Source organism: Streptomyces sp. NBC_01775 (assembly GCF_035917675.1).
Classification (GTDB): Bacteria; Actinomycetota; Actinomycetes; order Streptomycetales; family Streptomycetaceae; genus Streptomyces.
In genome coordinates this window covers 4,575,681-4,595,049 of the sequence record NZ_CP109104.1, presented here as the reverse complement: position 1 = coordinate 4,595,049, position 19,369 = coordinate 4,575,681, and the positions used below count along the sequence as shown (strand labels likewise).

Below are 19,369 nucleotides of genomic sequence, written 5' to 3'. Positions count from 1 at the left end.
CCCGCTGCGGCTGTGCCGGCTTTCCTGGTTCCCGCGCCGCCTCGCCGCCCGTTCATGATCTCCGCGCCGGTCCCGCCGGCTTTCTCGGTCCTCGCGCCGTCCCGCCGCCGTCCGTGATTCCGGTTGGGTTCTTCCATGCCTCTGACCAGCGCAGCCTCGCCTTGAGCCTCCTTCGGGGGTAGTGCCACCTACACCTCGGGGACGGCAGTTAGCGCTATGGGAGCGGGCCCAGGATCTCCGTAGCGTCGTAGCGGCAACGGAGACAGCGGGGACAGCGAAAACAACACTGAGACGTCAGCGCACCGGCGCCGACGCGCGGTTGGGGGCGGCGGCAATGGGCGGGCGTGCGGAGCGGAAGGCCCGGAAACGGGCGGAACAGCACCAGGGCGGAGGCCAAGGCCAGGGCGGAGGCCAAAGCCAGGGCCCGAGGGCGGAACCGTGGACGGTGCGGTTGGACGGGGTCCGGAAGGTCTACGGCAAGGGCAGCGCCTCCGTGGCGGCGCTGGACGGCGTCAGCACGCACTTCGCGCCAGGCAGCTTCACCGCCGTCATGGGCCCCTCGGGCTCCGGCAAGTCGACGTTCCTCCAGTGCGCCGCCGGTCTCGACCGGCCCACCTCGGGCAGCGTCTCCGTCGAAGGGCACGACCTGGGCTCGATGCGTGAGACGGCGCTGACCAAGCTGCGGCGCGAGCGCATCGGATTCATCTTCCAGAGCTTCAACCTGCTGCCGGCACTGACCGTCGCGCAGAACGTCGCGCTGCCGCTGAGGTTCGCGGGCAAGCGTCCCGCGCGGGGTCACCTGGAGCGGGTGATCGGCCGGGTCGGGCTGACCGACCGGGCCAGACACCGTCCCGCGCAGCTCTCGGGCGGCCAGCAGCAGCGGGTGGCGATCGCCCGCGCGCTGGCCATCCGACCCGCCGTGCTGTTCGCCGACGAGCCGACCGGGGCGCTGGACACCCACACGGCGGGCGAAGTGCTGGCGCTGCTGCGGGAGGCCGTCCACCAGGACGGGCAGACCGTGATCATGGTGACGCACGACCCGGTCGCCGCCTCCTACGCCGACCGTGTGCTCTTCCTCGCCGACGGGCGGATCGCCGATGAGATGGCGGCACCCACGGCCGAGCAGGTCGCCGAGCGGATGACGCGCCCCTGGCACGAGGCGGGCCGACCGACCGCCTCCTCGGACAGGGCGGCCGTGTGATGTTCGCACTCGCATGGCGCACGCTGCGCTTCCGCAAGGGCGGCTTCGTCGCCACCTTCCTCGCCCTGGCCTTCGGCACCGTGATCGTGATGGCCTGCGGCGGGCTCCTGGAGACCGGTGTGCGCAACAACGCGCCGCCCCAGCGCCTCGCGGGCGCCGACCTGGTGGTCACCGGCGACAGGGACTATCAGCTGCCCAAGAAGCACCCCTCCGACCCGGAGGAGGACGTCGAGAGCGCCGTCCTGTCCGAGCGGGTGCCGGTCCGTGAAGGGCTTCAGAAGGCGGTGCGGAGCGTCACGGGGGTGCGCTCCGCACTGGCCGAACGGGACTTCGAAGCGGCGCTGTTGGGCGGCAAGGGCGGCGGCGCCCAGGTGGCGGCGCACGGCTGGGAGTCCGCCGCCGTGACGCCGTTCCGGACGAGCGGGGGAAGGGCACCCACGGCGGCCGACGAGATGGTCCTCGACGCGCACACCGCCCGTGCCCACGGGCTGAGCGCCGGCGACCGGGTTCGGGTGGCCGCCCACGGCGGGTCCCGCACCTACGAGGTGACGGGCATCGCCGCACCCGCCAAGGGCCGCGGGGTGGCTCAGCCCACCGTCTTCTTCTCCACGGAGCGAGCCCGCGAGCTGTCCGGCGACCGGGTCGCCGACATCGCGGTGACGGCCGCACCCGGACAGGATGTGGCCGAGCTGAAGTCCCATATGGGCGACGCCCTTTCGAAGGTGCCGGGCGGTGGCTCGGTCAAGGTCGTCTCGGGGGACGACAGGGGAGCCGTCGAATATCCCGACGTGCTGGAGGGCCGCGAGACATTGATCGTGCTGGCCTCCGTCTTCGGCGGACTGGCGACCTTGGTGGCGGTGTTCGTGGTGGCGGGCACCGTGGCGCTGTCGGTCAAGCAGCGGCACAGGGAGTTCGCGCTGATGCGGGCCACCGGTGCGACGCCGCGCCAGCTGCGCCGGATGCTGCTCGGCGAGACGCTGATGGTGGCCGTGCTCGCGGCGGTGGCCGGCTGGCTGGCCGGGCCGTACGCGGGAAGCTGGCTCTACGACAGGCTGGTGGCCGCCGACCTGGTCGAGGGCATCGTCGTGCACAGCCAGGGCTGGGTGCCCTCGGCGGCGGCTGCCGGGGCGCTGCTCTTGACCGCGCTGGGCGGCGGCTGGGTGGGAGCCCACCGCGCGATCAGAACCAGGCCGGGCGAGGCACTGTCAGATGCGGCGCTGGATGAGCGGTGGGTCCACCCGGTGCGGATCATCCTGGGGGTGCTCTGCCTGGCGGGGGCCGGGACGCTGGCCCTGCTGACCGTGCTGCTCTTCGACGGGCCGATCGCCGCCAGCACGGCGGGCCCGACGGTGATGTGCGCCGTGATCGGCCTGGCGCTGTTCGGTCCGGGGATCACCAAGGTGGTGACCGTGCTGGTCTCTCCACTGGTGCGGGTGGTGACGGGGCCGAGCGGCGAGCTCGCCGTCCTCAACTCCCGGGCCCGCACGGTGCGGATGGCCTCCGTGGTGGTGCCGGTGATGCTGGCCAGCGGAATGGCGCTGGGCAACATCTATTTGCAGACCACACAGGAGCAGGTGACCAAGGAAGCCTTCCGTGAAAATCTGCGGGCCGACGCCGTCCTGACCGCACCGGCGGGCGGGGTCGACCCGGGGCTGGTGGACCGGGTCCGCTCGCTCGACGGGGTCGCGGCGGCCGGGGCATACGTCTCCACGACGGGCTTTGTGGAGCGCCCGCGCAGCGCACAGTCCGAGGACGGGCTGCCCCTCCAGGGCGTCACCGGGCGCGACGCGTCCAGCACCACGGCCGTCACCCCTGTGAAGGGCGCGCTCAAGGACCTCACGGGCCGCACCGTCGCGCTGCCGGAGGCTCTGGCCAAGAAGGCGGACCGGGATGTGGGCGACACGATACGGATGCGGCTGGGGGACGGGGCCGTGGTCCCGCTGAAGGTGGTCGCCCTGTTCGAGGGCAGGGCCGGGTTCGAGACGGCACTGGCGCCCTCCTCGGTGCTGGCCCCGCACACCACGACGGGCCTGCCCCAGCAGATCGTCGTGCGCGCCGACAGCCGTACGTCGCAGGGAGAACTGACCGCAGCGCTGCGGGAGTTCGCCGCGACCCAGCCGGGCCTCGGGGTGGCCGACCGGGACGCGCTGCTGGCCGCCAACGCGGACGACGCGCGGATGCAGGCGTGGGTCAACTACCTGATGGTCGGCATGATCGTCGCCTACACCGCGATAGCGCTGGTCAACTCCCTGGTGCTGTCGGTCTCCAACCGGCGGCGCGAGTTCGGCCTCCAGCGGCTGAACGGGGCGACCGGGGGGCAGGTGCTGCGCATGATCACCGTCGAGGCCCTGCTGGTGACGGGAGTCGGGCTGCTGCTGGGCGCGCTGGCCGCCTCCACCTCGCTGATTCCCTTCAGTGTGGCGGCCTCGGACAGCTGGATACCGTCGGGGCCGCTGTGGATAGCCGGCGCCGTGGTGGGGACGGCGTGCACGCTGGCGCTCGGGGCGTCGCTGCTGTCGGCCTGGTCCGTGCTGCGGCACCGGCCGGTGGAGGCGGCGGTGGCCGCCGAGTAGGGCCGCCCGGCAGGAGGCGGGGGCCGCGCGGCGGGCCCCCGCTCCGGGGTCACAGGCCCGGCGTCAAGGAGCGGGGGCGAAACGGTTACCCCTGGTGGGCGTATCGGCACATAAGCAGCATGGCTGGTGGCAGCGTGCGAGGAGCCTGGGGGATATGCGCAGTGGGCTCATCCGGGTGGTGTTTCGACAAGAGCGATCAGTAGCGGACGAGTTGGGGGCTTGATGTGTCTCGATTGGTCGCACGGGCGGCTCCCGGCCCGGTGCGGGGCTCTGGGCCGGGCACGCCAGGGCCTGCCCGGGGGCGCGGGCGGGCCGATGCGAGGCGGTACGTCGTGTCCAATGTGGCCGTGGACCAACGACAGCGACCGCGAAGGAGGCGGCGGCATGGGCGCCGGAGGACTCAACCCCGGAATGTGTTGCCGCTGCGATCTGCGTGTGACGCACCGGGCCCTGATCGCGATCATCGAGACGGGTTCGGGCCCCGGCGGCAGCGCGTACGCCTGTCTGCCCTGCGCTCACGACTACGCCAAGACCCCGCTGGCCCCCGCCTGGCTGTCCGAAACGATCGCCCACGCGGAGGCGGTCAGGAAGGAGTGGCAGGCGCAGGGGGGCGACGCGGCCGAGGCGGAGGAGGGTCCGCTGGCGTCTGAGGACTGCTGAGCGGGGCGGCGCGCGCCCCAAAGGGGCGCGGGGAACTGCGCGCCCAGCCTGGGGGTGCCTCCCTGCTCGAAGAGCTTGGGGGAGCGCCCGCACTCTGCGAAGCACAGGCAGGGGCAGCCCCTGCTCAGCACCAGGAAGAGGGCAACGGAAAGATCCGTCCCCTGCCTCGGAGTGCCGGTCCGGTCACGGATCAGGGTGCGGTCCGGCCCCCGCATCAAGGTGCTGGTCCGGGCAGGACGGCGCGCGGGACGGGGCCGGGTGGGGTTCACCCGGCGTTCACTCCTGCGCTGCCCGGTGGCGTCCGGGCGCACATAGCGTCGCGGCGGCGTACGAGTGACGCGCGCCCCAGAACCGGAGGACGACGATGCGAAAACCGCTGCCGCTGCTCACCTCGCACCCGGGTGGCAGGTCCGCGATGACGTGCCGCTACCGCTGCGGCGACGCGTGCTTCCACGAGGTACCGAACACCAGCGGGAACGAGTACGCGGGGGAGGTCATCGCCCGTGCGCTCTCGCGGCGTTCGGTGCTGCGCGCAGGTGCCGTCGTGGGGGCGGGGACGGCGATCGGGGCGGGGCTCACCGGGCCTGGCGCCGCACCGGCCGTCGCGGCACCCGCTGACGCCGGCGGGGGCGCCGCCGAGGCCGCCCGCAAGGGGAGTGGGAAGCCCGCGAAGGGGCTGCGGTTCTCGCCCGTCGAGCCCAACACGACCGATGCGGTGACCGTGCCGGAGGGGTACGGCCACAACGTCGTCATCCGGTGGGGCGAGCCGATCCTGCGGGGCGCGCCGGACTTCGACCCGAAGCGGCAGAGCGCGAAGGCGCAGGCGGGGCAGTTCGGTTACAACAACGACTTCCTCACGCTCCTGCCCCTGCGCTCCGAGCGGGGCCGTCAGCTGCTCGTCGCCAACCACGAGTACACCAACGAAGAGCTCATGTTCGCGGGCTACGACCCGGACAAGCCCACCCGCGAGCAGGCCGAGATCGCCTGGGCCGCGCACGGCCTGTCCGTCGTCGCCGTGCAGGAGGAGCGCCGCACCGGCGCGCTGCGGCCGATTCCCCGCCATACGCTCAACCGCCGGATCACCGCCACCACACCCTTCGAGGTCACGGGCCCGGCGGCGGGCAGCGCGCTGCTGCGTACTTCCGCCGACCCGCGCGGGCGGCGCGTGCTGGGCACGCTCAACAACTGCGCCGGAGGCACCACCCCGTGGGGCACGGTGCTCTCGGGCGAGGAGAACTTCAACCAGTACTTCGCCAACGCCGAGAAGGTCACCGACCCCGAGCGCGCCGCCAAGCTGAAGCGGTACGGCGTGGTGGGCGCCGCCAGCCAGCGCCGCTGGGAGAACTTCGACGACAGGTTCGACCTGGTCAAGGAGCCCAACGAGGTGCACCGCTTCGGCTGGGTGATCGAGGTCGATCCGTACGACCCGGACTCCACGCCGCGCAAGCACACCGCGCTCGGCCGCTTCAAGCACGAGGCGGCGCAACCGAGGCTGACCCGCGACGGCCACGCGGTGGTCTACATGGGCGACGACGAGCGCTTCGACTATTTCTACAAGTTCGTCTCCAAGAAGACGATGCGGCGCGGCACCAGCGCGGACGTGCGCCGTCACAACCTGAGTCTGCTGGACGAGGGCACCCTCTATGTCGCCCAGCTGAGCGGGGACAGCCCCCAGGACCAGATCGACGGCGAGGGCAAGCTGCCCGACGACGGGGAGTTCGACGGCACGGGCCGCTGGATTCCGCTGGCCAGTGGCGACAAGTCGTTCGTGAAGGGCATGACGGCAGAGGAGGTCTACGTCTTCACGCGGCTGGCCGCCGACAAGGCGGGCGCCACCAAGATGGACCGCCCCGAGGATGTCGAGCCCAGCCCGCGCACCGGGCGGGTCTATGTGGCGCTCACCAACAACACCGACCGTGGCAAGGCCGGCAAGGCGGGCGCCGACGAGGCCAACCCGCGCAACGCCAACAAGCACGGCCAGGTCCTGGAGCTCACCGAGCGCGGCGAGGACTCTCCCCCAGCCTCCGGCCGGGAGGCACCCCCGACCCTGCGCTTCTCCTGGCGGCTCTTCCTGGTGTGCGGCGATCCCGAGGATCCGGCGACCTACTTCGGCGGCTTCCCCAAGGACCAGGTCAGCCCCATCTCCTGCCCGGACAACGTCACCTTCGACGACTACGGCAATCTGTGGATCTCCACGGACGGCAATGAACTGGGCTCGCACGACGGCCTGTTCGGGGTGGCGACGGCCGGGTCGCGCAGGGGCGAGGTCCGCCAGTTCCTGACCGTTCCGGCGGGCGCTGAGACCTGCGGGCCCCTCGTCCAGGAGCGGCGCGTGCTGGTTTCGGTGCAGCATCCGGGGGAATCGGACGGTGCTTCGGTGGAGAATCCCGCCTCTGCCTGGCCCGACGGCCCGGGCAAGTATGTGCGCCCGGCGGTGGTCGCCGCCTGGCCCAAGGACGGCTCGCCCGTCGGACGGTAGGCACGCCGTCGGCAGGTCGCTCGCCCGCAGACCGTGACGCTCAGTCGCGACGGCAGGTCACAGGGCCTCGGTGCGGGGCAGCCCCGGTGGCTGCCCCGCATCACCTGCGACTGCGTCCCGACCGGTGGCGACCGGTCGGGGCCCGTGCGAGGCTTTCGGGGAGGCAAAAGGGATAAACAGCAACGAAATAAGTGCGCGGCGAAGTACATGTGCGGCAAGGTCTCTCAACCGTTGCGGGTGCATCCATGGAACGAACGAAGATCCTCATCGTCGGCGGCGGCTTCGCCGGAGTCGAGTGCGCACGTGGTCTGGAGCGCGGACTCGCATCGGGTGAGGCGGAGATCGGCCTCGTCACCCCCGCGAGCTACGAGCTGTATCTGCCGCTGCTCCCCCAGGTCGCGGCCGGAGTGCTCACCCCGCAGTCCGTCGCGCCGCCGCTGCGCCGCCTGCTGCACAAGACGGCGATCATTCCCGGCATGGTCATCGGTATCGACACCCACGACCGGATGTGTGTGATCCGGCTGATCAGCGGCGAGCTGGTCAAGCGCCGCTACGACCACCTGGTGCTGACCCCCGGCAGCGTCACCCGCAGCCTCGACATCCCCGGCCTGGACGAACAGGCGCGCGGCATGAAGACACTCGCCGAGGCCGCCTATGTACGCGACCACGTGATCGCCCAGCTCGACCTGGCCGCCGCCAGCTCGGACGAGGAGGACCGTGCCCAGCGGCTCCAGTTCGTGGTCGTCGGCGGTGGCTACGCGGGCACCGAGACCGTGGCCTGCCTCCAGCGGCTCACCAACGCGGCGGCCAAGCGCTACCCCCGGCTCGACCCGGGCCTGATCAAGTGGCATCTGCTGGACATCGCGCCGAAGCTCATGCCCGAGCTGGGCGACCGGCTGGGGCGGCGGGCGCAGCAGATCCTGCGCGAGCGCGGTACGGACGTCTCGCTGGGGGTCTCGGTCGCCAAGGCCGATGAGGACAAGATCACCCTGACCGACAACCGGGTACTGCCCTCCCGCACCCTCATCTGGACGGCGGGGGTCGCGGCCAGCCCGCTGATCGGCAATCTCGACGCGGAGACGATCAAGGGGCGCCTTGTCGTCCACTCCGATCTGACGGTGCCGGGTCACTCGGGCGTGTACGCGCTCGGTGACGCCGCCGCCGTGCCGGATCTGACCAAGACGGAGGGCGCGTTGTGCGCGCCGACCGCCCAGCACGCCACCCGGCAGGGCCAGCACATGGCCCGCAACCTGCTGGCCACGCTGCGCGGCGAGCCCAGGACCCCGTACCGCCACAAGGACCTCGGCCTCGTCGTGGACCTCGGCGGCACGGACGCGGTCGCGCGCCCCCTCGGCTACGAACTCTCCGGGCTCCCCGCGCAGGCCGTCGCCCGTGGCTACCACCTGATGGCGCTGCGAACGTTCACCGCGAAGGCCCGTACCGTCGCGAACTGGGCCCTCAACGCCACCACCGGCGACGACTTCGTCCGCACCGGTTTCCTCTCCCGTCGGCCCGCCACCTTGCAGGACATGGAGGCCACCGACGCCTACCTCACCCCGGAGCGGGCGCGGGAGCTGACGCGGTAGCTCTGCGGGCCGGTGTCAGCAGCGGCGGGCCGGTGTTCGGCTGCCGCCCGGTGTTCCGTGCGCTGAAGCAGATCGATCTCGGCCGGTCGGCTCGTTGACTTGAAGCGCGGTTGAAGGTGGAGCGTGAGTGCCCTCGCATCAGCGCGAGACGCACCCTCACAGGAGGCACCACCATGCACGCCGTCGTTCTGCACGAGTTCGGCCCCGCCGAGAACCTCCGCTACGAGACGCTGCCCGACCCCGAACCGGGCCCCGGGCAGGTCAGGATCGCCGTGCGCGCCGCAGGGGTGCACGCCATCGAGACCGTGCTGCGGGCCGGGGTCACCGAGGGCCTCGTCCCGCCGCTGCCCCAGCTGCCCGCGGTCTTCGGCGGCGAGGTCTCCGGCACCGTCGACGCGCTCGGGCCCGGCGTGGACCCCGGATGGCTGGGCCGGGACGTGGTCACCGCGTACGGCACACCCGGTGGGTACGCCGAACTCGCCGTCGCCGACGTGAGCGCGCTTCACCCCCGTCCCGCCGCGCTCAGCCACGAGGCGGCCGTCGCGATGATCGTCACCGGGGGCACGACCATGGGCGTCCTCGCGCACGCCGGGCTGCGCCTCGACGACGTGGTGCTCATCAACTCCGCCGCCGGCGGTATCGGCCGCCTGCTCATACAGCACGCCCGCGCCCTGGGTGCCACGGTCGTCGGCGCGGCGGGCGGCCCCGTCAAGAGCGCGGCGGTGCGTGAGCTGGGCGCCGACCTGGCCGTGGACTACGACCAGCCGGGCTGGGACAAGACCGTCTCCGACCGGCTCGCCAGGGAACGGGTCCCCAAGGAGGGACTCGCCGAGGAGCGGCCCGGCAAGGAGAGGCCCGGTACGCGCGGTTCGGTGACCGTCGTCCTCGACGGTGTCAGCGGTGAGAAGGGCCGTGCCGCGTTCGGGCTGCTGGGCGAGGGCGGGCGCTACGTCACCTACGGCGCCATCTCCCGGTCCGTGTTCGAGCCGTCCGCCGAACTGCTGGCCGAGCGCGGCGTCACCTGGGTCAACGCACTGGGCGAGCTGCTCGCCGGGCCCGAGAACACCCCCGACTACCAGGCGCAGGCCCTCGCCCGCGCGGCCGACGGCGAACTGGCGCCCGACGTCCAGCGCTTCCCCCTCAGCCGGGCCGCCGAGGCGCACGCCGCGCTCGAACGCCGGGAGACGACCGGCAAGGTGATTCTGTTGCCGTAGCCGCGCATTCGTCCCATAGTCGCGTATTCGTCCGCGTACCGTCACCGTCCCCCCGGGGCCGCCCTCTCCGGTCACCCTTTCGGTGGGGTCTGTACGCCCAGCACGACGGCGCCGTCCGCGTAGCGCCGGATCCGCACGTCCTGCCAGTCGAACGCGTCGTGCACCAGCGCCTCCGAGCCGTAGCGTTCCAGCCACTGCCGCTTGTCCAGCAGGAAGCCGCGCGGCCCGACGGCCTGGAAGTCCTCGGTCAGCAGCGCGTCGGGCGGGAGAACGACACGGCTTTGCTCCACGGAGCGCAATGGTCCGCACCTGTGCGTACACCAGCGGGAGTACGGTCAGGGATGGCGCATTCGTGAGGGATTTCGGGGCACAGTTGGTGGAGACCGAACGGCCTGGTGGCCCGCAGGCCGAACCAGTACCGACAGTATCGATGATGACCAGGCGGCCCGCCGTGGCCGCGATGAGGAGCCCCGTATGCCAGCGGTTCCAGGGGTGCGCAGCCTGCGCAGGGTGGTGCGGCAGCGCCAGGAGTGGCCGACGGTGGATCTCGCGCACCCGGCCCGTTCCCCACTGGGCACCTCCGTGGTGGGCTGCGTGGCCTACGACTCGGAGGGCACCCGGCTGCTGGGCGAGTGCACCGTCGCCGAGGCCCACTCGTGCGTGCGCAAGGGCGACGGCGGGGGCTTCGTGTGGATCGGCCTGCACGAGCCCTCCGAGGAGGAGTTCGAGGGCATCACCGAGCTGTTCGGCCTGCATCCCCTGGCTGTGGACAACGCCATCGAGGCCCACCAGCGTCCCAAGGCCGAGTGGTACGGCGGCGAGATGATGTACGCGGTCTTCAAGACGGTCAGTTACGTCGAGCACGAGGAGCTGACCAACACCAGCGAGGTCGTGGACACCGGCGAGATCGTCGTCTTCACCGGGGCCGACTTCGTGATCACCGTGCGGCACGGTCCGCACGGCTCCCTCGGCCCGCTGCGCGAGAGCCTGGAGGCCGAGCCGGAGCGGCTGGCGCAGGGTCCGGCGGCGGTGCTGCACGCCATCGCCGACCAGGTCGTCGACGACTACCTGCTCGTGGCCGACGAGGTGCAGACCGACATCGACAACCTGGAGGTCGATGTCTTCACCCCTGACACGCAGCCCTCGCGAGGCTCTGCCGGGTCCGACACGGGGCGCATCTACCAGCTCAAGCGCGAACTGCTGGAGCTGAAGCGGGCGACCAGTCCGCTGGCGCGCCCCCTGGAGCTGCTCTCGTCGCAGCCCAACAAGCTGATCGACGCCGAGATACGGAAGTACTTCCGGGACGTCGCCGACCACCTCTCCCGCGTCACCGAGCAGATCGGTGCCTTCGACGCCCTCCTCGACTCCATCCTCCAGGCCCACCTCGCCCAGGTCTCGACCGCGCAGAACGAGGGCATGCGCCGGATCAGCGCCTGGGTCGCCATCGTCGCCGTTCCCACGATGGTGTGCGGCATCTACGGCATGAACTTCGACCACATGCCCGAGCTCCACTGGGAGTTCAGCTATCCCCTGGTCCTCGTCACCATGTCGGTGATCTGCGTCGCGATGCACCGAGCTTTCCGCCGCAACGGCTGGCTGTGAGGCGACCGGCTGTGAGGCCGCGGGTCGTGAAGCGCCGGACTGTGAAGCGGCCGGCTTTGAGCCGGCGGACCCATGGGCGGGCGGCTCGGCGCGCGGCGGCGTACCAGCGCGAGCGCCGCACGGCACGGCGCAGCCGGGTGCCGCGCAGGGACGTGAACAGGTGTGTGTACTGCTCGACGACCCGTTCGGGGTCGTAGCGCCGGGCACTCACGCGCGCGGCCTGGGCCATCACCCGCCGACGCGGCTCGTTCTCGATGAGTGTGAGCATCCGTTCGGTCAGCGCGTGGGCGTCGTCGCGGGGGACGAGGAAGCCGTCGATGCCGTCGTGGATGATCTCGGCGGGCCCCAGCGGGCAGTCGGTGCTGATGACCGGGACGCCGCAGCGCATCGCCTCCACCAGTGTCATCCCGAACGACTCCGCGTCGGAGGAGCTGGCCACCAGCGAGGCCCGCGCGAACTCCGCCTCGATGGGGGAGCGGGTGCCCATCAGCCGTACGTGCGAGCCCAGTTCGAGGCCGTCGATCAGCTGGCGCAGGCGCTGCTTCTCGGGGCCGCCGCCGTAGATCCGCAACTGCCACTCCGGATGCTTGGCGGCGACGGCGGTGAACGCCTCGACCAGCAGGTCGAACCGCTTGCCGGGGACGAGCCGTCCGGCCGCCGCGACGACGGGCTCCCCGGGTGCGGGCTGCTGACCGTCGCCCTCTGCTGCCCGGACCGAAGGATCCGCTTCCCGCACCGGAAGGTCCCTTCCGTCCCTTCCCCTGGCCGAAGGGTCCGTTTCCCGCACCGGATGCTGCATCGCGTACGCCGAGGACCGCATCGCGTACGCCGAAGGCCGCATCGCGTGCGCCGGAGGCTGTGTTTCCCACACCGAAGGGTGCGGCTCGGGAACGATGTTGGGGACTGCCACCACCGGCACCCCTGGCAGCCGCATGCGCCGCCGGTAGGCCGCGGCGTCGGCGGCCGTCGTCGTGACGACGGCGTCCAGCGAGCGGTAGTGCCGGCCCAGCACGGCGCGCAGTTTCTTGCTGTGCGCCTCCAGACGCAGGTGCTCCTGGGCGACGCACAGCGCGCGGCGGGGGCCGAAGCGGGCGAGGTAGACATTCAGTCCTGGGCGCGTACCGAAGATGACATCCGCGTCGGAGCCCTCCAGATAGCCGCGCACCCGCAGATCGTGCAGGCGGCTGTACTGCGCGTACCGGCGATCGGCGCGCGGGAAGTCCCGTGCGGGGGCATCGAACTGGGGGTGCCCCGTATCCGTGCTGCCCTCGCGCAGATCCACCAGCGGGACGAGCCGCACTCGGGGATCCCAGGCGAAACGGGGCTCGTCACGGTGCCGGCGCAGCGAGACGACCTCCGCCTCGTGCCCCGCGTCGACCAGAGCTGTCGCCAGGTTGAGCGTGGTGCGCACGGTGCCGCCGACCGCATACGCGTTGTGCAGCAGGAACACGACCTTCAGGCGTGGCACCGATGACTTTCGTGACACCGATGAGCTTCGTGACACTGATGGCGTGCGTGACACTGATGGCGTGCGTGACCTTGGTGGCTGAAGTGGCCTCTGTGCCTTCAGCGGCAGCCTCGGCATTCGTGGCATCCAGAAAATCTGTGGCATCCATCGCATCCGTCGTATCCGTGGCATCCCCGAGGCGTGTCCCCGGGCGTACGTTCCTCTCCGTGACGGCGGGAAACCCTCCCCCGCTCACCGTGCCCCGCAGGCTGGGGGCGGCCCCGCACGCCGTGCTCCGCACGCCGTTTCCGGGTAGCCGGGTGGTGGAGTCGGTAAACCGGTGGCGTGTCGCACACGCTGTTGCTCGCAGGGACGACGGCGTTGTCCCGTGGGGGACGGGGCTCCGGGGGACGGGTCTTCGGGGGACGGGGCTTCGGGGGTGGGGGGACGGGGGTGGGGGGACGGGGGCGTCGGGTTCGGAAATCCCGAACCAGCAATAGGGGTGATCGCTCCATCGTGGGCTGACCTGCCACTTCGTAGCGTGTGAGGCATGGCGACAGGGCGGAAGCAACGGGAAGAGCACGCGGGGGATGCGGCCCTCACGATGACGGGGGTCACCCGGCGATATGGGCGGGGCGGGGGCGCGCTGCACGCGCTGCGCGGGGTGGGAGTGGCGCTGCCCAGAGGCAGCTTCACGGCGGTGATGGGTCCCTCGGGGTCCGGCAAGAGCACGCTGCTCCAGTGCGCGGTGGGTCTCGACCGGCCAACCTCGGGCAGCGTACGGCTCGGGGGCCAGGAGCTCACCGGTATGGGACAGCGCTCGCTGACCAGGCTGCGCAGAACCCACGTCGGCTTCGTCTTCCAGTCCTTCAACCTGCTGCCCGCGCTCACCGCCGAGCAGAACGTGAAGCTGCCGCTGCGGCTCGCAGGAGGCGGCCCGCGCGGCAGCCGCCGCGTCCACCGGGAGCGGGCGCGGGAGGCGCTGGCGCGCGTCGGCCTGGGTGACCGGGCCCGCAGCAGGCCCAGTGAGCTGTCCGGAGGCCAGCAGCAGCGCGTGGCGCTCGCCCGCGCTCTGGTGACCGAGCCGGAGATCATCTGCGCCGACGAGCCGACCGGAGCGCTCGACCCGGTCACCGCTGAGGAAGTGCTCGCGCTGCTGCGGCAGTCGGTCGACGGGCTGGGCGCGACGGTGCTGATGGTCACCCACGACCCGGTGGCCGCGGCGTGTGCGGACCGGGTGTTGTTCCTCGCGGACGGGCTGGTCGCGGACGAACTCCTCGTCACCGGTGGCCCGGAAGGGGGCCGGCAGGGGAGCTCGGAGGGGCCGGGGCCGATGCCCGGTCCCGCCGTCCTACGGGGGGACGGCGGGGCCGGGCCGGTCGGCGGCACCGGCACCGGGCCCGCGGCGCAGATCGCCGCCCGGATGCGGGCGCTCACCCGTCATCCGGTGGCTCCGTTGGATGTGGCTGCCGCGTACCGGGAGGAGGTGCCGGCATGACGACAGGTCTCGCTCGCGCGTCCGTACGCGCACGTCCCTCCTCCTTCGCCGGGGTCTTCTCCGTCCTCGTCCTGTCCGCCACGGTGGTCACCGCGTCAGTGGCGATGCTGCGTACGGCGTCCGGTGTCGCGACAGGCGAGGCGCGGGAGGAACTGACCACCATGGGCGCCGGGTTCACCGTCGTCACCGTCTACCTCTCGATCTTTGTGATCGCGCAGGTCATGGCCCTGGCTGTGGCCCAGCGGGCGCGCGAGAACGCGGTGCTGCGCGCCGTGGGTGCCGCGCCGTGGCAGATCCGGCGTACCGTCGCCACCGAGGCGCTGCTCACGGCGCTGCCCGCGCTGCCCGTCGGCTACGGCCTTGGCTGTGTGCTGGCCCGCGTATGGCGCGACGGCATGGCCGCGCACGGGATCCTGCCCAAGGGCGTGCCGCTGACCGTCGGCTGGGTTCCCGCGCTCGTCGCGGGTGGCGTGCTGCTGGTCACCTCCCAGCTCGGCGGGCTGCTGGCCGCCCAACGCGCCGCGCGCGCCCGCCCGGTGGACGCGCTCGGCGAGTCGGCCGTGCCCCGGCGGGGAGTGACACCAATGCGCGTCATACGCGGCTGTGCCGCGCTCGCCGCTCTCATCGGCGCGGGCGCGCTGACCGCGCTCACCGCGCAGGGGCCGCGCGAGGACGTGGGAGAGCACCTGCCGCTGGTGCTGCTCGCCTACCTCGTCGCTGTCGGCCTCGCGGGCCCCGCGCTGGGCAGGATCGCCGCGGTCCTGGTGGCCGTACCGCTGCGGCTGACGGGCTACGGTGCGGCTTCCGAGACGGCCTTGGCCACCGTCCGCGCGTACGCAGGCCGGCTCTCCTCCGCGGTGACGCCCGTCGCGCTGGTCGTCGCCTTCACACTGGTGAAGCTCGCGGCGCTGGCCGCGACGGACGAGCCGTCGTGGATCGACCTGTTCGCCACGGTCCTCTACGCCGTGTTCGCCGCCTTCGCGGCGGCCAACACGATGGTGATGCTCACGGCGGAGCGGCGCCGCGAGGTCGCGCTGTTGCGCGCGGTCGGGGCCGGTCCCGGGCAGGTGGCGCGGATGCTGGTGGTCGAGGCGTTGACCACGACGGTGGCCGGATTCGGCGCCGGCGCCCTGGTCGCCCTCGCGGTGACGCTGCCGCTGGGAGACGCGGCAGGCGCCCCGCTCTCGTCCCTGGGCGCGGGGACCTGGGCGGCGACGGGAGCGGGGGTGCTGGCCCTCGCCCTGCTGTCGACGCTCGCACCGCTGCCGGGGCATTTGCGCAGGGCGTTGCGATGAGGACCGGGGGTCGTGCGGGGTGCTGCGACGGAGCGGGGGGCGATGGTGCGGGGCGCGGCTGTGAGGGCGCAGACCGGACGGGGCAGGCCGGGTCGGGAGGCGACGGCCCGGCGGGAACACCCCCTCCCACGGACGGGACGGGGCAGGTGATGATTGCTCCGTACGCCGTTCCCTTTCCCTCTCTCCCCCCGCGTGACCAGATGATCGTCAAGGCTCTCGACGCCCTCGGCCTCCCCGCCTCACGGGCGGCGCGCGGCGCGCTCGCGTATGCCGTGCTCGGGCTCGTCCCCGCGCTGCTGGGCCTGCCCGCGCTGGCACTTCTCGCGCTGGGCGGCGCGCTGTGTGTCACCCGCGCCGGGCCTCCGCTGCTCTCGCTTGTCCTGACGGGGGTGCGCGGGCTGACCCGTGTGGAACGGACGCTGGTTCGGGTGCTGCTCGGCGAGGACGTACCCGAGCCGCCCGCGCCGCGTCCGCTGCGTGCCGTGTACGACGGGGCGATGTGGCGGGGTGCGGCGTTCGCGGTGATCGGTGTGCCGCTTGGGGCACTGCTGTTCGTGGTGCAGGTGGCCGCACGGCTGTACGCGCTGGTCGTGCTGAGCTATCCCCTGTGGTTCCGCGCGGTGCGCCAGGACGGCCACCAAGGGCTCAGTCTCACGGGGGAGATCCCCCTCGATACCTGGCCGCGCGCCCTCGCTCTCGCGCTCGCGGGCTTCGTGCTGCTGGTCGCGGCGGGCTGGACGGGCCGCCAACTGGCCGCGCTGGTAAGGCTGCTGGCGCGTACGCTGCTGGCCCCGCCACCCCTCGCGGACCGGGTGCAGGACCTGGAGGAGAGCCGTGACCTGGCCGTACGGGACTCGGCCGCGACGCTGCGCCGTATCGAACGCGACCTGCACGACGGGGCACAGGCCCGGCTGATCGCCCTCGCCATGTCCCTGACCCGCGCCCGCGCCGTGCTCGGCCCCGAACCGGCCCGTACCGACACGGCGAAGGCCCGCGACCTGGTCGACCAGTCCCTCGGCAACGCGCGTACGGCCCTGTCCGAACTGCGCGACCTCGTACGGGGCATCCACCCGCCCGTGCTCGACAGCGGCCTGGCCCCGGCACTCGCCTCCCTCAGCACGGACATGGAGTCACCGGACATGTCCGTATACCTGTACACGACGGGCCTGCCCGCCGCGCCCCGTCCGCCCGAGGCGGTCGAGACGATCGCCTACTTCTGCGCGGCCGAACTCCTCACCAACGCGGCCCGCCACGCGGGGGCGAGCGAGGTGGCGGTGATCGCGAAGGTACGGGAGGGCACGCTCGTGCTGGAGGTCGCGGACAACGGGAGAGGAGGCGCGGCGGTGGGGAGCGCCGACGCGCGGTCGAGGAGATCCGGGCCGTCGTCCTCCGGCCTCCAGGGCCTTTCGGAGCGCGTACGGACGGTCGACGGCACACTGACTGTCGACAGCCCACCCGGCGGCCCGACCAGGGCGACGGTCCGCCTCCCCCTTCCCCCGCAGGAAGAAACGAAGGGCCGAGCAGTTGACTGATGCGCGTGATAGGTCGCCGCTGCGTGTGGTGATCGCCGAGGACGCCGTCGTCGTACGGGAGGGCCTGGTGGGGCTGCTCACCGACCGCGACGTGCAGGTGCTCGCGGCGGTCGGCGACCCCGAAGCGCTGCTGGAGGCGGTCGAGCACACCCGCCCCGACGCCGTCGTCGCCGACATCCGCATGCCGCCCACCCACCGCGACGAGGGCCTGCGCGCCGCCGCCGAACTCCGCAGCCGCCACCCGGAGCTGGGCATCCTCCTGTTCTCCCAGTACATCGAGACGAGCTACGCGCACACCCTGCTCGCGAGCGGCCCGGCGGGTATCGGCTATCTCCTGAAGGACCGCGTCCTGGACGTCGACGACTTCGTCGAGGCCCTCCACCGCGTGGTCGCCGGCGGTACCGCGCTGGACCCCGACGTCATCTCCCGCCTCCTGCGCACGGGCCCTTCCCTCTCCGACCTAACCGCCCGCGAGCACGAGACCCTCACGTTCATGGCCGAGGGCCTCACCAACGCGGCCATCGCCGACCGCATGCGCATCACCCAACGCGCCGTCGAAAAGCACACAGCCGCCATCTTCGACAAACTGGATATCCCCCGAACCACCGCCACCCATCGCCGAGTCCAGGCGGTGCTCCGCTTCGTGGAAAACCCGCCGCCCGCCCCCGAGGAGTGAGTGCCCGGCCTTGAGGAGCGAGGGCTCGCCCGTTGTCGGAACGGGGCCCTCGGCCGTCGGGGCGTCCGGGGCGTCCGGTCGTGCGGGGCGAGGCAGTCGTTCAGGTCAAGCCGGTCCCCCTACCCCTCCTCGTCGGGCCGCGGCCCCCAGACGTAGGAGCCGCCGCCGCGCCAGTCGATCAGGGGGCCGTCGAGGTCGATCCCGTCGGGGTCGAGGCCCGCCTTGCGCAGCAGTTCGAGTACGTCGTTGACGTTGTGGGCCAGGCCGAGGATCTGGCCGTCGGCGCGGACACGGCGTCCGCCGGTCGCGCTGGGGGGATGCACGATGATCGGCGCCATATCTCCACCTTGCGCCGGGACGTCCGCACCCGCATCCGGGGCCCGGTGAGGGGTCCCATGCGAAGATGCTTGCGGTAGTGACACGGATGGGATGATTCATGGCACAGAGTCGCTGCATGATCCATCGCTTCAGGACATGGAGTCGCGCACGATGCGTGGGGTGACCGTTACGGGGAGCCGTACGACCGGGCATCAGGGCCGGGAGCACTACGCGAAGCTCTTCGCCGACCATCTCGCCCCCTTCGCGCACGACGGCCACTTCCATCTGGGCGGGGCGCGCGGAATCGACAGCCTCGCGCTGGAGTGGCTGGCGGCCGAGACGCGGGCGTGGATCACGGTCGTGGTGCCGGGGACGCTGGAGCAGCAGCCGTACGAGGCCCGGCTGGCGGTCGACCGGGCCAGGGAACGCGTTACGGAGATCGTCGAGCTGGGGGCCGAGCCGCTGGACGACGCCGCCTATCTGGCCCGTAACCGCTGGATGGTGGACCGCTCCACCCTCACCATCGGCTTCCCGGTCGGCGAGAGCCGCAAGTCCGGCACCTGGCTGACCCTCGACTACACCGCGCAGCAGAACAAGCCCCGGCTCATCGTCCCGACCTAGTCCTGCGGGCACGGGCACAGGCACAGGCGCGGACACGGGCACGTGCACAGGCGCGGGCAAGCGGCCCCGGGCGCCCCACCATCCCCGCGCGGGACGCGTTCCCCGCCAGTGGCGGTCATTTCGTGAGGACTCTGTGCTGCGCCGCCCAGGCACACCGAAGGGTGGTTTAGAGCGAATACGGCCGTATTGAGGGCATGCCGTAACTACGTTCTGTGAACGGAAGCTTCTGGTCCCCTCATGGGGCGCGGTCAGGAGTCGACCGACCCGACAGGTAAGTCCCGTTCACGAAGGAGTACCACCATGGCCCGTATGCCTCGCGTCATGTCCGCAGCAGTACTCGGCGCCACAGCCGTCATCGCTCTAACCGGCAGCACAGTGGCGACGGCCGCACCCAACACCAGCTCTCAGGCCGCTCCGGCGGCTCCCGCCGCCACGCAGGCGTCCAAGGTCCAGCGCGTCTGCACCGTCAACGACAACGGCGTCAACTTCCGCGGTGGCCCGGGCAACAGCTATCCGGTACTGGGTCAGGTGAACCGGGGGCAGAAGCTCAACTACCGCGGGCGGACCGGAGACTGGATCTTCGGCGACCTGTGGGGCGGCCGGACCGGCGTATGGATCTACGTCGCCTACCTGAACTGCTAGGCCGTTTCGGTCAGGTCAGCTGATC

At 72.0% G+C, this 19,369-nt stretch carries 16 protein-coding genes; 13 read left to right on the top strand and 3 right to left on the bottom strand.

Features of this window, described 5'->3' with window-relative positions:
* Nucleotides 1-334: 334 nt before the first annotated feature.
* From OHB04_RS20475 to OHB04_RS20450, 6 genes are all read left to right on the top strand, one after another.
* On the top strand, nt 335-1,201 hold the full coding sequence (locus OHB04_RS20475; RefSeq protein WP_442814895.1) for an ABC transporter ATP-binding protein: 867 nt from the start codon (nt 335-337) through the stop codon (nt 1,199-1,201).
* Nucleotides 1,201-3,774, top strand: a complete 2,574-nt coding sequence (locus tag OHB04_RS20470; protein ID WP_326807988.1) for an FtsX-like permease family protein — start codon at nt 1,201-1,203, stop codon at nt 3,772-3,774. Before OHB04_RS20475 ends, OHB04_RS20470 begins: the two co-directional genes overlap by 1 nt.
* A gap of 384 nt (nt 3,775-4,158) precedes the next feature.
* Nucleotides 4,159-4,434, top strand: coding sequence for a hypothetical protein (locus tag OHB04_RS20465; protein WP_326807987.1), 276 nt, complete (start codon nt 4,159-4,161; stop codon nt 4,432-4,434).
* Nucleotides 4,435-4,798: 364 nt separating this feature from the next.
* Nucleotides 4,799-6,913, top strand: a complete 2,115-nt coding sequence (locus OHB04_RS20460; RefSeq protein ID WP_326689150.1) for a PhoX family protein — start codon at nt 4,799-4,801, stop codon at nt 6,911-6,913.
* Between the two features lie 245 nt (nt 6,914-7,158).
* Nucleotides 7,159-8,499 carry an NAD(P)/FAD-dependent oxidoreductase gene (locus OHB04_RS20455; protein WP_326807986.1) on the top strand — a complete coding sequence of 447 codons (1,341 nt, stop codon included), beginning with the start codon at nt 7,159-7,161 and terminating at the stop codon, nt 8,497-8,499.
* Between the two features lie 173 nt (nt 8,500-8,672).
* Nucleotides 8,673-9,713, top strand: coding sequence for a zinc-binding dehydrogenase (locus tag OHB04_RS20450; protein ID WP_326807985.1), 1,041 nt, complete (start codon nt 8,673-8,675; stop codon nt 9,711-9,713).
* A gap of 71 nt (nt 9,714-9,784) precedes the next feature.
* Here OHB04_RS20450 and OHB04_RS20445 read toward each other — a convergent pair whose 3' ends face one another.
* A complete protein-coding gene (locus OHB04_RS20445) occupies nt 9,785-10,003 on the bottom strand; it encodes a nuclear transport factor 2 family protein (RefSeq protein WP_326807984.1) in 219 nt (72 codons plus the stop codon).
* Nucleotides 10,004-10,187: 184 nt separating this feature from the next.
* Between OHB04_RS20445 and OHB04_RS20440 the strand changes: the two genes are divergently transcribed.
* A complete protein-coding gene (locus OHB04_RS20440) occupies nt 10,188-11,315 on the top strand; it encodes a magnesium and cobalt transport protein CorA (RefSeq protein ID WP_326689147.1) in 1,128 nt (375 codons plus the stop codon).
* Here OHB04_RS20440 and OHB04_RS20435 read toward each other — a convergent pair.
* On the bottom strand, nt 11,254-12,774 hold the full coding sequence (locus OHB04_RS20435; RefSeq protein ID WP_326809479.1) for a glycosyltransferase family 4 protein: 1,521 nt from the start codon (nt 12,772-12,774) through the stop codon (nt 11,254-11,256). The genes OHB04_RS20440 and OHB04_RS20435 overlap by 62 nt on opposite strands.
* Before the next feature lie 538 nt (nt 12,775-13,312).
* Here OHB04_RS20435 and OHB04_RS20430 point away from each other — a divergent pair.
* From OHB04_RS20430 to OHB04_RS20415, 4 genes are all read left to right on the top strand, one after another.
* Nucleotides 13,313-14,260, top strand: a complete 948-nt coding sequence (locus OHB04_RS20430; protein ID WP_326689146.1) for an ABC transporter ATP-binding protein — start codon at nt 13,313-13,315, stop codon at nt 14,258-14,260.
* The gene (locus tag OHB04_RS20425) at nt 14,257-15,555 is read left to right on the top strand and encodes an ABC transporter permease (RefSeq protein ID WP_326689145.1); all 1,299 of its coding nucleotides are present in this window, start codon (nt 14,257-14,259) and stop codon (nt 15,553-15,555) included. The genes OHB04_RS20430 and OHB04_RS20425 overlap by 4 nt, the downstream gene beginning before the upstream one ends.
* 200 nt (nt 15,556-15,755) lie before the next feature.
* Nucleotides 15,756-17,087 (top strand): sensor histidine kinase, encoded by a 1,332-nt coding sequence (locus tag OHB04_RS20420; RefSeq protein ID WP_326689144.1) that lies wholly within the window; start codon nt 15,756-15,758, stop codon nt 17,085-17,087.
* Nucleotides 17,088-17,106: 19 nt separating this feature from the next.
* A complete protein-coding gene (locus tag OHB04_RS20415) occupies nt 17,107-17,763 on the top strand; it encodes a response regulator transcription factor (RefSeq protein WP_326692820.1) in 657 nt (218 codons plus the stop codon).
* Nucleotides 17,764-17,882: 119 nt separating this feature from the next.
* On the opposite strand, the gene OHB04_RS20410 is transcribed toward OHB04_RS20415, so the two are convergent.
* Nucleotides 17,883-18,101 carry a hypothetical protein gene (locus OHB04_RS20410; RefSeq protein ID WP_326689143.1) on the bottom strand — a complete coding sequence of 73 codons (219 nt, stop codon included), beginning with the start codon at nt 18,099-18,101 and terminating at the stop codon, nt 17,883-17,885.
* Between the two features lie 151 nt (nt 18,102-18,252).
* Here OHB04_RS20410 and OHB04_RS20405 point away from each other — a divergent pair, with 151 nt between their 5' ends.
* Both OHB04_RS20405 and OHB04_RS20400 read left to right on the top strand, forming a co-directional pair.
* Nucleotides 18,253-18,702 carry a DNA-processing protein DprA gene (locus tag OHB04_RS20405; protein WP_326689142.1) on the top strand — a complete coding sequence of 150 codons (450 nt, stop codon included), beginning with the start codon at nt 18,253-18,255 and terminating at the stop codon, nt 18,700-18,702.
* Nucleotides 18,703-19,002: 300 nt separating this feature from the next.
* Complete coding sequence (locus OHB04_RS20400) at nt 19,003-19,344, top strand: SH3 domain-containing protein (protein WP_326689141.1); 342 nt, start codon at nt 19,003-19,005, stop codon at nt 19,342-19,344.
* Nucleotides 19,345-19,369 lie beyond the last annotated feature (25 nt).

Bases quoted from the DNA above. Each gene is read 5' to 3' on its own strand.
- OHB04_RS20425 (WP_326689145.1), top strand. From the start codon at position 14,257: ATGACGACAGGTCTCGCTCGCGCGTCCGTACGCGCACGTCCCTCCTCC.
- OHB04_RS20430 (WP_326689146.1), top strand. From the start codon at position 13,313: ATGGCGACAGGGCGGAAGCAACGGGAAGAGCACGCGGGGGATGCGGCC.
- OHB04_RS20460 (WP_326689150.1), top strand. From the start codon at position 4,799: ATGCGAAAACCGCTGCCGCTGCTCACCTCGCACCCGGGTGGCAGGTCC.
- OHB04_RS20410 (WP_326689143.1), bottom strand. From the start codon at position 18,101: ATGGCGCCGATCATCGTGCATCCCCCCAGCGCGACCGGCGGACGCCGT.
- OHB04_RS20470 (WP_326807988.1), top strand. From the start codon at position 1,201: ATGTTCGCACTCGCATGGCGCACGCTGCGCTTCCGCAAGGGCGGCTTC.
- OHB04_RS20400 (WP_326689141.1), top strand. From the start codon at position 19,003: ATGGCCCGTATGCCTCGCGTCATGTCCGCAGCAGTACTCGGCGCCACA.
- OHB04_RS20455 (WP_326807986.1), top strand. From the start codon at position 7,159: ATGGAACGAACGAAGATCCTCATCGTCGGCGGCGGCTTCGCCGGAGTC.
- OHB04_RS20475 (WP_442814895.1), top strand. From the start codon at position 335: ATGGGCGGGCGTGCGGAGCGGAAGGCCCGGAAACGGGCGGAACAGCAC.
- OHB04_RS20450 (WP_326807985.1), top strand. From the start codon at position 8,673: ATGCACGCCGTCGTTCTGCACGAGTTCGGCCCCGCCGAGAACCTCCGC.
- OHB04_RS20405 (WP_326689142.1), top strand. From the start codon at position 18,253: ATGCGTGGGGTGACCGTTACGGGGAGCCGTACGACCGGGCATCAGGGC.
- OHB04_RS20420 (WP_326689144.1), top strand. From the start codon at position 15,756: ATGATCGTCAAGGCTCTCGACGCCCTCGGCCTCCCCGCCTCACGGGCG.
- OHB04_RS20440 (WP_326689147.1), top strand. From the start codon at position 10,188: ATGCCAGCGGTTCCAGGGGTGCGCAGCCTGCGCAGGGTGGTGCGGCAG.
- OHB04_RS20465 (WP_326807987.1), top strand. From the start codon at position 4,159: ATGGGCGCCGGAGGACTCAACCCCGGAATGTGTTGCCGCTGCGATCTG.